Genomic DNA, 13,086 nt, shown 5'->3' with positions numbered 1-13,086 from the left:
CGATGGACTTCACCTTCACCGAAGAGCAGGAGACCATCGCCAAGCTGGCCCGCGACATCTTCGAGCGCCGAGCCACCCCGGAACGCCTGAGCGAATTGGAGAGCGGCATCCGCTACGACACCGCCCTCTGGCAGGAGCTCGCCGCCGTCGACCTGTTGGGCACCGCGATGCCGGAGTCGTTGGGCGGCAACGGCGGCGGCTTCGTCGAACTCGGGGTACTGCTCGCCGAGGTCGGCTGGAGCGTCGCGCCGGTACCGGCCTATGCGACGCTGGTGTTGGGCGCCGATCCCATCGTCCGGCACGGTACCGCCGAGCAGCAGCGTCGTTTCCTTCCGGACGTTGTTGCCGGGCAACGGATTCTGACCGCCGGCCTGGTCGAACCCAGTCGCTCTGACCCCACGACACCGGCCACCACCGCTCGCCGCGACGGCACACACTGGCGTCTGGACGGAGCCAAGGAACTGGTGCCCGCCGCGCAGCTGGCCGACACCGCGCTCATCCCCGCCGCCACCGACGACGGCACCGTCGGCCTGTTCCTGCTACCGCTCGACTCCCCCGGTGTCGAGGTTCGCCCGGCTACCACCACCAACCGGGAGCCGCACGCCGACGTCTTTCTCGACAGCGCCGCCGTTTCCGACCAAGACCGGCTAGCCGGTGACATCGAGTCCATCTACACCCGCGCGCTGATCGGGTTGTGCGCCATTCAACTCGGCGTCGTCGACCGCGCCATGCACACGGCCGCCGAATACACCACCACGCGTGAGCAATTCGGCCGCCCGATCGGCAGCTTCCAAGCGGTGCAACAACGGATGGCGGACGCCTTCATCGATGTCGAAGCGATCCGGTGGACCACCTGGCATGCCGCGTGGCTCGCCGCGCAGGGTCGCCCCGCCGACCGGGCCGCCCGCATCGCGAAGTTCTGGGCCGCCGAGGCCGGTGCCCGGGTGGCCGCCACCGCCCAGCATGTGCACGGCGGCATCGGCATCGACGTCACCTATCCGCTGCATCGCTATTTCCTGTGGGCCAAGCACAACGAACTCACCCTGGGCCCGGCGTCCCTGCAGCTTGCCCAGCTCGGCAGCACCTACCCGGAAGGACGTTGATGACGACGACAGCCGCGCATGCCACCACGCTGAAGTGGCGCGACATCACGGTCGGCGACGAGGTGAGCGCCCTGGTCATCCCGGTCACCACCACGGTGATCGTGGCCGGCGCCATCGCATCGCGAGACTTCATGCCGGTCCATCATGACCGCGATTACGCCAACAAGCAGGGCTCGCCGAACCTGTTCATGAACATCCTGACCACCAACGGGTTGTGCACGCGCTTCCTCACCGACTGGGCCGGACCGGATGCGATGGTCAAGAAGCTGTCGATTCGCCTGGGCGTGCCGAGCTTCCCCGATGACCCGCTGCGCTTCACCGGCAGCGTCACCGGCAAATCCGAAGGGACCGACGGGGAAAACTTCGTCGAGGTCACGTTCAAGGCGGCCAACAGCCTCGGTGACCATGTGTCGGGCACCGCGGTGCTCAGCCTGCTGGACGGAGCCCGCACATGACGGCGATGCTGGCCGGGGCCACGGCGATCGTCGGTATCGGACAAACCGAGTTCTCCAAGGAGTCCGGCCGCAGCGAGCTGCAATTGGCTTGTGAGGCGGTCAGTTCCGCCCTCGACGACGCCGGCGTGGCGCCCAGCGAGGTCGACGGCATGGTCACCTTCACCATGGATTCCAGCGACGAGATCGACGTCGCGCGCAATGTCGGCATCGGCGACTTGAACTTCTTCAGCCGGGTTCCACACGGCGGCGGCGCGGCGGCAGGCACTGTCGTCCACGCTGCCATGGCCGTGGCGACCGGGGTGGCCGACGTGGTGGTGTGTTATCGGGCGTTCAACGAACGCTCGGGCATGCGCTTCGGCGGAAGCGGACGCACCAGCACCGAGACGCCCTTGTTCATGGCGCATTACGCCCCGTTCGGGTTGCTGACGCCGGCGGCCTGGGTGGCGTTGCACGCCCAGCGGTACATGTCGGCCTACGGGGTCACCAACGAGGACTTCGGCCGCATCGCCGTCGTCGACCGGGCCCACGCGGCCAACAACCCGGACGCGTGGTTCTACCAGCGCCCCATTACTTTGGCGGATCACCAGAGCTCGCGCTGGATCATCGAACCGGTGTTGCGGCTGCTGGATTGCTGCCAGGAAAGCGACGGCGGTGTCGCGCTGGTGGTCACCAGCGCCGAACGCGCGCGAGACCTTCGTCAACCCCCGGCGGTGATCACCGCGGCCGCACAGGGGGCGGCGGCCGAGGGCGAGATGATGACCAGCTATTACCGCGAGGACATCACCGGGCTACCCGAGATGGGTGTGGTGGCCGACCGGTTGTGGCGAGACTCCGGCCTCAAGCCCTCCGACATCCAAACCGCCTTCATCTACGACCATTTCACCCCGTTCGTATTCACCCAGCTCGAGGAGTTGGGATTCTGCGGACGCGGCGAGGCCAAGGACTTCGCCACCGTCGAACGGCTTTCGCTGGGCGGGGAGTTTCCGATCAACACCAACGGCGGGTTGCTCGGCGAGGCGTACATCCACGGCATGAATGGCATCACCGAGGGGGTGCGGCAGGTGCGCGGCACCTCCTACAACCAGGTGGACAATGTCGAACACGTGCTGGTCACATCCGGAACCGGGGTGCCCACCAGTGGGTTGATCCTGGCACCGGCCGGATAGCGAGGAGACATGCCCAAGCTTGCGCTGCTGACTGCCTACGGCGGGCCTATCGAGTTGGCCGAATATCCGCTCACCGCACCGGCACCGGGGACGGCGGCGCTCAAACTGCGGATGGCCGGGATCTGCGGTTCGGACCTGCACATATTTCGCGGCGAGCTGCCCCTCCCCTGTCCCTATGCCATGGGCCACGAAATGGTCGGTGAGATCGCCGAACTGGGCGAGGGACTGACCGCCGACGCGACCGGCGCACCGCTGGCGGTCGGCGATCGCGTTGTCACGCCGTACTTCTGGACCTGCGGCCAATGCCATGCCTGCGCGCGTGGCCACTCCCACGCCTGCCAGAACTTGATGGCCGGCGAGTTCCGCACCCAGAACCAACCGCCGCACTTCGTCGCCGCCTACGGCGAGTACTACTACACCACCCGCCGCCAGCCGCTGTACAAGGTGCCCGACGACCTGTCCGACGAAGCGGTCACCCCACTCAATTGCGCACTGGCGCAGGTGTTGTTCGCGTTGCACGACGTGCGAATGGGTGACACGGTCGTGATCCAGGGCGCGGGCGGACTGGGTATCAACGCCGCCGCCGTCGCGCGCACCGCCGGCGCCGCCGAGGTCATCGTGATCGACAAGATCGCCGCACGGCTGGACGTCGCCGCGGATTTTGGGGCCACGCACTGCATTGACGCCAGTGACCTCTCGGCGGCCGAAGTCGCCGAGTCGGTCCGGGCTCGCACCGACGGAATCGGCGCCGACTGGGTGCTGGAAGTCGTCGGCATACCTGGCGTCATTCCCGAGGGGCTCGGATTGTTGAACAACGGCGGCACCCTGCTGGAAGTGGGCAACGTCGGAATGGGCCGCACGTTCGAGCTCGATCCCAGCATCCTGGTCTACGGCAACAAGTCGGTGCGCGGTGTCATGCTCTACGACCCGGTCACCTTGGCGATCGGGTTGAAGTTCCTGCAGCGCACCCGGTTCCCGTTCCACCGACTGATGCCCGAGCCATTTCGCCTCGCCGACGTCAACGACGCCTTCGCGTCGGCGGGTGCCGGACTGGTGCCGCGGGGAGCGCTGGTGCCCTGATGACTCAAGCCACCGCCACCGACACCCGGGAACTGATCATCTCCTCGGCGTACGCGTGCTTCCGCAAGCACGGGTTGCAGAAGACGACGATTGTCGACATCGCCAAGATGGCCAACGTTTCCCGTAGCACCGTTTACGAGTACTTCCGGGACAAAGCCGCGGTCCTGGAGGCCTGCGCCGAGCATGCGTCCGAACAGTTCTACCGAGAGATGTCCAAGGCGATGGATCGCGGTGGCTCACTGGAGGAGAAGCTGGCCCGGGCGGCGGTGTTCGTGACCCAGGCCCGCCGGGCCATCGCGTCGGAGAAATACTTCGACGAAGAGGCGATCAGCCTGCTGCTGACCAAAGACGCCGCCGTACTGCTTCAGGAATGCGTCGACTTCTTCGCGCCGTATTTGTCAGCGGCCAAGCTCACCGGTGAGGTACGCAAGGAGCTGAACATCGAGGCCGCCGGTGAGTGGTTCGCGCGAATCTTATTCTCCCTGTTCAGCACGCCGTCGTCGGCGATGAACATGGATGACCCCGACGTCGTCGCCGACTTCGTGCGGGCGCACGTGGTGCGGGGATTTGCCGCCGAGCGGCCCGCGCGCGGACCAGCCAGAGTGCGTTGACGGCGTCGAACGGGCGCTGACGGCGGGATCGCCGCCGGAATGCCGCCATGGGCGCACTGTCGACGCCAGGACGTCACTCTCGACTGGACAGCGCACGCAGAAAGAAGCCCACGTTGGCCGGCCGCTCGGCCAACCGCCGCATGAAGTACCCGTACCACTGCGTGCCGAACGGCACATAGACCCGTAGCTGGTTGCCGGACGCGGCCAACCGCCGCTGCTCGTCGTCGCGAATGCCATACAACATCTGATACTCGAATTGCGCTGCGTCATGCGACGTTTCGCGGGCCAGCGACGCAACGGCGGCGATGATGGCCGGGTCGTGAGACGCCACCATCGGATAACCGCCGCCGGACATCAGCACCCGCAGACAGCGCAGGTAGGACTCAGTGACCTCAGCGCGGTCCGGGTAGGCCACCGACTCCGGTTCCTGGTAGGCGCCCTTGCACAACCGGACTCGCGCACCCGCCGACGCCAAATCCTCGCAGTCACCGAGCGTGCGACGCAGATACGCCTGTACCACCGTGCCCAGCCAAGGAAAGTCGACCCGTAGGTCACCGGAGATGGACAGCGTCGAATCGGTGGTGGTGTGGTCCTCGGCGTCCACGGTCACCCAGACCCCGGCCCGCTGAGCCCGTTCACAGATCGTGCGGCCGTTGTCCAGCGCCACCTTCTGACCATCGCGGTCCAGCGCCTGTCCCAGCGCGGAAAGTTTCACCGACACTTCCAGCGGCCGCACGCCGTCGATCGCCGTCTCCGCTCGATTGCCCAGCGCATCGAGCAAGCGCAGGTAGGCCGCCACGGTGGCCGCCGCGCCGTCGGCATCGGTGACATTCTCACCGAGGTAGTCGATGCTGACATAGCGTCCCGAATCACGTAGCGCGGCAACGACGCTCATGACGTCGTCCAGGGTCTCCCCGGGCACGAACCTGTGCACCACTCGACGGGAGAGCCGGGAATGCTGAACCCTGCGGCGCAACCGCTCGGACCGGCCGGCCGCCAGTAGCGCCGGGCGCACGGTGCGGGTGAACAACCCGGACATCAGTCGCCCGCCATGTGCGGGTAGGCGTGCTCGGTGGCCGGCACGAACGTCTCCTTGATGGTGCGCGCCGAGGTCCAGCGGGTCAGGTTCAACAGGGAACCGGCCTTGTCATTGGTGCCCGACCCGCGGGAGCCACCGAATGGTTGCCGTCCGACCACCGCCCCGGTCGGCTTGTCGTTGACGTAGAAGTTGCCCGCCGCGAAGCGCAGCCGATGTTGTGCGGTCAGCACCGCGGCCCGGTCGTCGGCGATCACCGCCCCGGTCAGCGCATACCGGGAACCGGTGTCGACGACGTCGAGGATCCGTTCATAGTCCGCGTCGGGGTAGACGTGCACCGCCAGTAGCGGTCCGAAGTATTCGGTGGCGAACGCCTCGTCGGTCGGGTCGTCGGACAGCAGGACGGTGGGCCGAACGAAGTAGCCTTCTCGGTCGTCGTACTCTCCGCCGACCGCGATGGTCAACGCGGCCGTTCCTTTGGCCCGTTCGATGGCCTCGACATTCTTGGCGTAGGCGCGTCGGTCGATCAGGGCGCCGCCGAAGTTGGTCAGGTCGGTGACGTCACCGTAGGTCAAGTCGGCTGTTGCGCTCAGGAATTCGTCACCCATGCGGCGCCACACCGATTGCGGGATGAAGGCGCGGGAGGCCGCCGAGCATTTCTGCCCCTGGTAGTCGAACGCGCCGCGAATCAGCGCGGCGGCCAACACCTCCGGGCGGGCCGAGGCGTGCGCAACCACGAAGTCCTTGCCGCCGGTCTCCCCGACCAGTCGCGGATAACTCAGGTAGCGGCCGATATTGGCGCCGACCTGCTGCCACAAGTGTTGGAACGTTGCCGTCGATCCGGTGAAATGGATGCCGGCCAGCCGCGGATCGGCCAGTGCCACCTCCGATACCGCGAAACCGTCCCCGGTGACCAAGTTGATCACCCCCGGTGGCAGGCCGGCCGCCTCGAGAAGTTGCATGGTCAAGTACGCCGCCAGCGTCTGGGTGATCGAGGGCTTCCACACGACGGTGTTGCCCAGCAGCGCCGGCGCGGTAGGCAGGTTACCGGCGATCGAAGTGAAGTTGAACGGCGTGATCGCGTAGACGAAGCCGTCGAGCGGCCGGTAGTCGGTGCGGTTCCACTCCCCTGGCCCACTGATCGGCTGCTGCGCCAGCAGTCGCCGGGCGAACGCGACGTTGAACCGCCAGAAGTCGATCAACTCGCAGGGCGCGTCGATCTCGGCCTGATACACCGACTTCGACTGGCCGAGCATGGATGCCGCGGCGATCTTCTCCCGCCACGGCCCGGCTAGCAGATCGGCCGCGCGCAGGAACACCGCCGCCCGCTCGTCGAAGGGCATGGCGGCCCAATCGCTCTTGGCGGTGACGGCGGCCTCGATCGCGGCCGAGGCGTCGGTATGCAGCGCGTTGGTCAGCGTGCCCAGCCTGGCGGCGTGCCGGTGTGGTTGCACTACATCGATCCGCTTGCCGTCGCCCATTCGATGGCGGCCGCCGATGACGTGCGGCAGGTCGATCGGGTGCGCGGCCTGTGCGGCGAGTTCGGCTTGCAGCCGCTGACGTTCGGCGGACCCGGGCGCGTAGTCGTGGACCGGCTCGTTGGCCGGTGACGGCACGTGAGTGATGGCATCCATGCAGCTCAGGATCCCCGGCAGGGGATGCGGCGGTATTATCCGATCGGACAACATGCCCGCCCTGCGCTAGTAGGATCGGACAACATGCGGGTGACCGGCGTCGGATTGGGCCAACTGCTGCGCGCGCTCGACGCCACCATGGTCAGCCTGGTCGCCTCCCCACGTGGTCTGGACCTGTCGGTGACCTCGGCCGCCCTGATCGACTCCGACGATGTCCGCCTTGGACTGGCCAGTGCTGCCGACGTGTTCTTCTTGGTCGGCCTCACCGACGAGGAAGCGCTGCGCTGGGTCGGCGCGAAAGCCGGCGCGCCGGTAGCGATCTTCGTCAAGAAACCCCCGGCGGCCCTGGTGGACCGCGCCGTTGCCGCCGGCTCGGCGGTGGTGGCCGTAGAGCCACGAGCCCGCTGGGAACGGGTCTACCGACTGGTCGACCACGTCCTGGAGCATCACGTCGACCCCGCGGCCGACGAAGCGGGCACCGACCTGTTCGGCCTGGCCCAATCGCTCGCCGAGCGCATCCACGGGATGGTCAGCATCGAAGACGCGCACAGCCATGTCCTGGCCTACTCGGCGTCCAACGACGAAGCCGACGACCTGCGGCGCTCATCGATCCTGGGCCGCGCCGGGCCCCCGGAGCACCTGGACTGGATTAGTCAGTGGGGCATTTTCGACGCGCTGCGCGCCGGTATCCAGGTGGTACGGGTGGCCGAGCGCCCCGAGCTGGGTTTGCGCCCCCGGCTGGCCATCGGAATTCACCAGCCGCCCACCGGCAAGCACCTGCCACCGGTGTTCGCCGGCGCCATCTGGGTACAGCAGGGCTCACAACCGCTGGCCGAGGACGCCGAGGACATGCTGCGCGGCGCGGCGGTGCTCGCCGAACGGATCATGTCGCGGCTGTCCACGCGGCCGTCCCTGCACACCCGCCGAGTGCAGCAGCTGCTGGGGCTGATCGACGGCGACAGCGCCGAGACCGAGGTCCTCGCGCGTGACCTGCGCCTGTCCGCCGAGGGGAACGCCGCAGTGATCGGCTGGTCTTGGTTGCCGCCGAGTGACCGCAACGTCCGGCTCGCCGACGTAATCGCCATGAGCGCCAGCGCTTTTCGCCGCGATGCCCAGGTGGTGACGGTCGGGTCCCGCAGCTATGTGTTGTTGCCGCGAATCGCGACGACGCGGTCGGTTGCCTCCTGGGCGCGGGGCACCGTCAGCGCGTTGCGCGCGGAGCTGGGCGTGGAACTGCGCGCGGCCGTCGCCGCGCCCGTCGCGGGTCTGGGCGGGGTGGCGGCCGCACGCGCCGAAGTGGACCGGGTGCTGGACACCGCCGACCGCCACCCCGGAGCCATCGGGCAGGTGACCTCGTTGGCCGAGGCACGGGCCACCGTGTTGCTCGATGAGATCGTCGCGCTGGTCGGCGCCAATCCCCGGCTGGTCGACCCGCGGATAAGCGACCTGCGAGCGCGGGACCCGCAGCTGGCCGAGACGTTGCGGACCTACCTGGACAGCTTCGGTGACATCGCCGCCGCCGCCGCGGCATTGCAGGTGCACCCCAACACCGTTCGGTACCGGGTGCGGCGCATCGAGCAGTTGCTGGCGACGTCGTTGTCCGATCCTGATGTGCGCCTAGTGTTTTCGCTGGGGCTGCGGGCGACCTAGCCGTCGGTGCCGCAACCCTCCCGCGGCGCAGGTAAGGTGTTCGCCACTGGATGCGTGGAGGTGCCTGTGACGGATCAACCGCCGAACTATCCACCGCCGCCCGGCGGCTACGGATATCCGCCCCCGTCCCCACCACCGGGCAGCTACGGGTACCCGCCGCCGAGCGGATACGGTTACCCGCCGAGCTACCCCCAGGGCACCAATCCGCTGGCCATCGCTTCGCTGGTGTCCTCGGTGGTGGGGTTGCTGTGTGTGGGCATCGGACCGCTGCTCGGGGTGATCTTCGGCATCGTCGCGCTCAACCAGATCAAGCAATCCGGCCAACCCGGACGCGGGCTGGCCATTGCCGGCATCGTGATCAGCGGTGTGCTGATCGCCGCGTTTGCGGTGCTGATGATCATCAGCGTCATCCTGGCCGCCAACGACGACCAGCACCGCCAACACCGGCGCCATCGCACCGAGCACCGCACTGTCAGCGCCACCGCCGTCGCACCGCCGCCTCCGGTCGGACTCATCACCTGTCGTTGAGCCGCAACGGCTTTCACGGCCCCGCGGCACGCCAACCAGCGCTTTGCCGGTCGGGCAATAGTTTTGTTCAGGGTGAAGGTAACCGGAAGTGTTGCAGCGGTTTTGCCGCCGGTTAGGCTTCCGGGGTGGCAGATACTCCCTCGTCATACTTGGTGCTGGCCTCCCAGCGCAGCGGCAGCACGTTGCTGGTCGAGTCGCTGCGCGCCACCGGCGTGGCGGGCGAGCCGCAGGAGTTCTTCCAGTACCTGCCCACCACCAGCCAATCCCCGCAGCCGCGGGAGTGGTTCGCCGACGTCGGCGACGAGTCGATCCTGGAACTGCTCGACCCGCTGGACGAAGGTAAGCCGGACCTGGCGCCGGCCGAGATCTGGCGCGACTACATCCGCACGGTGGGCCGGACGCCCAACGGTGTGTGGGGCGGCAAGTTGATGTGGAATCAGACCGACCTGCTGTTGAACCGCGCGGCCCAACTGCCGGATCGCTCCGGCGAGGGACTGCTGTCGGCGATCCGCGACGTCGTGGGTGAAGATCCGCTGCTCATCCACATCCATCGGCCCGACGTGGTGTCCCAGGCGGTGTCGTTCTGGCGGGCGGTGCAGACCCGGGTGTGGCGCGGCCGGCCGGATCCGGTGCGCGACGCGCGGGCCGTGTATCACGCCGGGGCGATCGCCCATGTGGTCACCATGCTCCGAGCCCAAGAACAGGGCTGGAACAACTGGTTCGCCGAAGAAAACGTCAAGCCGATCGAAATCTCCTATCCGGTGTTGTGGCGCAACCTAACTGAGGTGGTCGGCGACATTCTCGAGCGATTGGGCCTGGATCGCAGGCTGGCGCCGGAGCCGGTGCTGCAGCGGCAAGCCGATCAACGCTCCGACGAATGGGTAGACCGCTACCGAGCGGATGCCGAAAGAGAGGGACTACCGACATGACGACGACGGAGGCGTTGCACGTCGACGAACTGCGGCTGCTGGAAGCCGAAGCGGTCCACATCATCCGCGAAGTCGTCGCCGAGCTGGAACGCCCGGTGCTGCTGTTTTCCGCCGGCAAGGATTCGATCGTGCTGCTTCGGTTGGCGGAGAAGGCATTTCGGCCACTGCCGCTGCCGTTCCCGGTGATGCACGTGGACACCGGTCACAACTTCCCCGAGGTGATCGAATTCCGGGACCGCCGCGTCACCGGTCAGGGCCACAAGCTGATCGTCGCGTCGGTGCAGGAGTCGATCGACAAGGGCCGCGTCCCGGACCCGGGTCCCAACGCTTCCCGCAACCGCGCCCAGACGCGCACCCTGCTCGACGCGCTGGAGGAAGGCGGCTTCGACGCGGCCTTCGGCGGCGCTCGTCGCGACGAGGAGCGCGCGCGAGCCAAGGAGCGAATCCTGAGCTTCCGCGACGAGTTCGGTCAGTGGGACCCGCGCGCTCAGCGTCCCGAGCCGTGGTCGCTGTACAACGGCCGGATCAAACGGGGCGAGCAGGTTCGGGTGTTCCCGCTGAGCAACTGGACCGAGCTGGACGTCTGGCGTTACATCGAGCTCGAAGACCTCGAGATCCCGTCGATTTACTACGCGCACGAGCGCGAGGTGTTCGAGCGCGACGGCATCCTGTTGGCGGTGTCGGAGTACGCCAGCCCCGCCGACGGGGAAACCGCGGCGGTGGAATGGGTGCGCTACCGCACCGTCGGCGACCTGACCATCACCGGTGCGGTGCGCTCCAAGGCGACCGAAATCACCGGTGTCATCACCGAGATCTCCGCGGCGACGGTGTCCGAGCGCGGCGAGACCCGCGCCGATGACCGCACCTCGGCCGCTGCGATGGAAGACCGCAAGCGAGAGGGCTATTTCTGATGACTACCGCGGCAAACACCGACCAACTCGAAACCTTTCAGCCGGCCAAGGGCATCACCCGTCAGCTACTGCGCATCACCACCGCCGGATCGGTGGACGACGGCAAAAGCACACTGATCGGTCGACTCCTGCACGACACCGACAGCCTGCCGCTGGACCACTTGGAAGCCGTCACCGACGAAGAGGGCGTGGCCGACCTGGCCGCACTGTCCGACGGGCTGCGCGCCGAGCGCGAGCAAGGCATCACCATTGACGTCGCCTACCGCTTCTTTTCCACGGCCACCCGCAGCTACATCCTGGCCGACACCCCCGGCCATGAGCGCTACACCCGCAACATGTTCACCGGCGCGTCCAATGCGCATGTGGCGATCCTGCTGGTCGACGCCCGCGCCGGTGTGTTGCGCCAGACTCGCCGGCACGCGCGCATCGCCAAGCTGCTGGGCATCAAGCACTATGTCGCGACGGTCAACAAGATCGACCTGGTCGACTTCGACGAAGCCGCATTCCGCGATGTCGAAGAACAGCTGCAGCAGATGGCGGACCGTCTCGGTGATCTGAAGGTCACGGTGATCCCTATCGCGGCCAAGCACGGCGACAACGTCGTGCACCGCTCCCAGCGCACACCCTGGTACGACGGCCCCACCTTGCTCGAATACCTGGAGAACGTGAAACTGGCCGCACCGCAAGCCGAAGCGTCGCGCCTGCGGCTGCCGGTGCAGTGGGTGTCACGACCGACCGCCGAGGTGCGCCGCCGCTACACCGGACGGCTGGCGGCGGGCACCCTCAGCGTCGGCGACCCGGTGGTGTCGCTGCCCGCCGGCACCCGCTCGACGGTCACCGCGCTGGACACCCTCGACGACCAACGCACGACGGCCGTTGCGCCGCTTTCGGTTTCGATCGAACTCGCCGACGACATCGACGTGGGCCGCGGTGACGTGTTCATCAGCGGCGCCGAAGAGGCGGTGGCGCCGGTGCTGGCGCGCGAGATCCACGCCAACGTCTGCTGGTTCGTCGACGCGCCGCTGCGCGCCGGTGACCGGCTGGCGCTCAAGCAGACCACCAAGACCGTGCGCGCGACCGTGCAGGAGCTGCACTCACGGCTGGACCCCGAAACTCTCGATGAGGTGGACCAGCCGGTCGAGTTGTCCCTCAACGACATCGGCACCGTCACCCTACGCACCAGCTCGGTCGTGGTCGCGGACCCCTATGTCGACAACCGCGACAGCGGTGCCTTCATCTTGATCGACGAGACCACCAACGACACCGTCGGCGCCGGCACCATCATCGAGGGCCGCGAGGTCAAGCCGGGCACCCACGCGCGCACCGACATTCGTTGGCACCCCTCGGCTTTGGACCGCAGCCATCGCTGGCGAGCCACCGGGCAAGCGGGAGCGACGATCTGGTTCACCGGCCTGCCCGCGTCCGGCAAATCGACCGTGGCCGTCGCCGTCGAACGTGCCCTGGTGGAATCCGGCCGGGTCGCTTACCTGCTCGACGGCGACAACCTGCGCCACGGATTGTCCGACGACCTGGGCTTCTCACCGGGTGACCGCACCGAAAACATCCGCCGCGTAGGGCATTTGACGCGCCTGTTGGCCGACGCGGGTGTGGTCGCGCTGGCATCGCTGGTGTCGCCGCTGAAGTCCGACCGCGAGACCGCCCGCGCGCTCAACGACGCCGCCAAATTGCCGTTCATCGAGGTGCACGTCGCCACGTCGCTGCAAGAGTGCGAAAGGCGAGACCCCAAGGGGCTATACGCGCGCGCCCGCAAGGGTGAGCTGTCGGGTTTGACCGGAATCGACGCGCCCTACGAACCGCCAGAGAATCCTGACCTGGTGCTCGATACCACCGACGCCGACATCGACGACCTCGCCGCCCGGGTGATCGATCTGCTCAACGAACGCAGCCCTCGCCCGGCCGGGGACTCCTAGATTCAGCGCGATCTAATCACTTGGCCTACCGCCAAGAGCCGCAACAATTCTG

General features: G+C 67.5%; 12 protein-coding genes. 10 read left to right on the top strand and 2 right to left on the bottom strand.

Features of this window, described 5'->3' with window-relative positions; all coding sequences use genetic code 11:
- Positions 1-2: 2 nt before the first annotated feature.
- From A9W95_RS10590 to A9W95_RS10570, 5 genes are read left to right on the top strand one after another with little or no spacing between them, the layout of a single operon-like run.
- Positions 3-1,103 carry an acyl-CoA dehydrogenase family protein gene (locus A9W95_RS10590; RefSeq protein WP_067411839.1) on the top strand — a complete coding sequence of 367 codons (1,101 nt, stop codon included), beginning with the start codon at positions 3-5 and terminating at the stop codon, positions 1,101-1,103.
- Entirely contained in the window at positions 1,103-1,558 is a 456-nt protein-coding gene (locus A9W95_RS10585) for a MaoC family dehydratase (RefSeq protein ID WP_067411836.1), read from the top strand. The genes A9W95_RS10590 and A9W95_RS10585 overlap by 1 nt, the downstream gene beginning before the upstream one ends.
- Positions 1,555-2,724 (top strand): lipid-transfer protein, encoded by a 1,170-nt coding sequence (locus A9W95_RS10580; RefSeq protein WP_067411834.1) that lies wholly within the window; start codon positions 1,555-1,557, stop codon positions 2,722-2,724. The genes A9W95_RS10585 and A9W95_RS10580 overlap by 4 nt, the downstream gene beginning before the upstream one ends.
- A 9-nt stretch (positions 2,725-2,733) precedes the next feature.
- On the top strand, positions 2,734-3,804 hold the full coding sequence (locus A9W95_RS10575) for a zinc-binding dehydrogenase (protein ID WP_067411831.1): 1,071 nt from the start codon (positions 2,734-2,736) through the stop codon (positions 3,802-3,804).
- Entirely contained in the window at positions 3,801-4,415 is a 615-nt protein-coding gene (locus A9W95_RS10570; RefSeq protein ID WP_067411828.1) for a TetR/AcrR family transcriptional regulator, read from the top strand. The genes A9W95_RS10575 and A9W95_RS10570 overlap by 4 nt, the downstream gene beginning before the upstream one ends.
- A gap of 73 nt (positions 4,416-4,488) precedes the next feature.
- Here the strand turns inward: A9W95_RS10570 and A9W95_RS10565 are convergent, their stop codons facing one another.
- Both A9W95_RS10565 and pruA read right to left on the bottom strand, forming a co-directional pair.
- Positions 4,489-5,454, bottom strand: a complete 966-nt coding sequence (locus A9W95_RS10565) for a proline dehydrogenase family protein (protein ID WP_067411825.1) — start codon at positions 5,452-5,454, stop codon at positions 4,489-4,491.
- Positions 5,454-7,085: an L-glutamate gamma-semialdehyde dehydrogenase gene (gene pruA, locus A9W95_RS10560; RefSeq protein WP_067411822.1), complete on the bottom strand. Its 1,632-nt coding sequence runs from the start codon at positions 7,083-7,085 to the stop codon at positions 5,454-5,456. Before pruA ends, A9W95_RS10565 begins: the two co-directional genes overlap by 1 nt.
- Positions 7,086-7,169: 84 nt before the next feature.
- On the opposite strand from pruA, the gene A9W95_RS10555 reads away from it, so the two are divergent.
- The 5 genes from A9W95_RS10555 to cysC all read left to right on the top strand — a co-directional run bounded on the left by A9W95_RS10555 (position 7,170) and on the right by cysC (position 13,034).
- Positions 7,170-8,735 (top strand): CdaR family transcriptional regulator, encoded by a 1,566-nt coding sequence (locus A9W95_RS10555; RefSeq protein WP_156746124.1) that lies wholly within the window; start codon positions 7,170-7,172, stop codon positions 8,733-8,735.
- A 66-nt stretch (positions 8,736-8,801) separates the two neighbouring features.
- Entirely contained in the window at positions 8,802-9,263 is a 462-nt protein-coding gene (locus tag A9W95_RS10550) for a DUF4190 domain-containing protein (protein ID WP_253851622.1), read from the top strand.
- 125 nt (positions 9,264-9,388) lie between these two features.
- Positions 9,389-10,192 carry a Stf0 family sulfotransferase gene (locus tag A9W95_RS10545; RefSeq protein WP_067411817.1) on the top strand — a complete coding sequence of 268 codons (804 nt, stop codon included), beginning with the start codon at positions 9,389-9,391 and terminating at the stop codon, positions 10,190-10,192.
- On the top strand, positions 10,189-11,103 hold the full coding sequence (gene cysD, locus A9W95_RS10540; RefSeq protein ID WP_067411815.1) for a sulfate adenylyltransferase subunit CysD: 915 nt from the start codon (positions 10,189-10,191) through the stop codon (positions 11,101-11,103). Before A9W95_RS10545 ends, cysD begins: the two co-directional genes overlap by 4 nt.
- On the top strand, positions 11,103-13,034 hold the full coding sequence (gene cysC, locus A9W95_RS10535) for an adenylyl-sulfate kinase (protein WP_067411813.1): 1,932 nt from the start codon (positions 11,103-11,105) through the stop codon (positions 13,032-13,034). The genes cysD and cysC overlap by 1 nt, the downstream gene beginning before the upstream one ends.
- The last annotated feature ends 52 nt before the right edge of the window (positions 13,035-13,086 follow it).

The sequence above is a fragment of the Mycobacterium sp. 1423905.2 genome (genome assembly GCF_001673155.1).
Taxonomy (GTDB): domain Bacteria; phylum Actinomycetota; class Actinomycetes; order Mycobacteriales; family Mycobacteriaceae; genus Mycobacterium.
The sequence above is the reverse complement of the archived record's forward strand: the minus strand, read 5'-3'. Positions and strand labels throughout refer to the sequence as shown.

Bases quoted from the DNA above. Each gene is read 5' to 3' on its own strand.
- cysD (WP_067411815.1), top strand. From the start codon at position 10,189: ATGACGACGACGGAGGCGTTGCACGTCGACGAACTGCGGCTGCTGGAA.
- cysC (WP_067411813.1), top strand. From the start codon at position 11,103: ATGACTACCGCGGCAAACACCGACCAACTCGAAACCTTTCAGCCGGCC.
- A9W95_RS10565 (WP_067411825.1), bottom strand. From the start codon at position 5,454: ATGTCCGGGTTGTTCACCCGCACCGTGCGCCCGGCGCTACTGGCGGCC.
- A9W95_RS10590 (WP_067411839.1), top strand. From the start codon at position 3: ATGGACTTCACCTTCACCGAAGAGCAGGAGACCATCGCCAAGCTGGCC.
- A9W95_RS10555 (WP_156746124.1), top strand. From the start codon at position 7,170: ATGCGGGTGACCGGCGTCGGATTGGGCCAACTGCTGCGCGCGCTCGAC.
- A9W95_RS10580 (WP_067411834.1), top strand. From the start codon at position 1,555: ATGACGGCGATGCTGGCCGGGGCCACGGCGATCGTCGGTATCGGACAA.
- pruA (WP_067411822.1), bottom strand. From the start codon at position 7,085: ATGGATGCCATCACTCACGTGCCGTCACCGGCCAACGAGCCGGTCCAC.
- A9W95_RS10575 (WP_067411831.1), top strand. From the start codon at position 2,734: ATGCCCAAGCTTGCGCTGCTGACTGCCTACGGCGGGCCTATCGAGTTG.
- A9W95_RS10585 (WP_067411836.1), top strand. From the start codon at position 1,103: ATGACGACGACAGCCGCGCATGCCACCACGCTGAAGTGGCGCGACATC.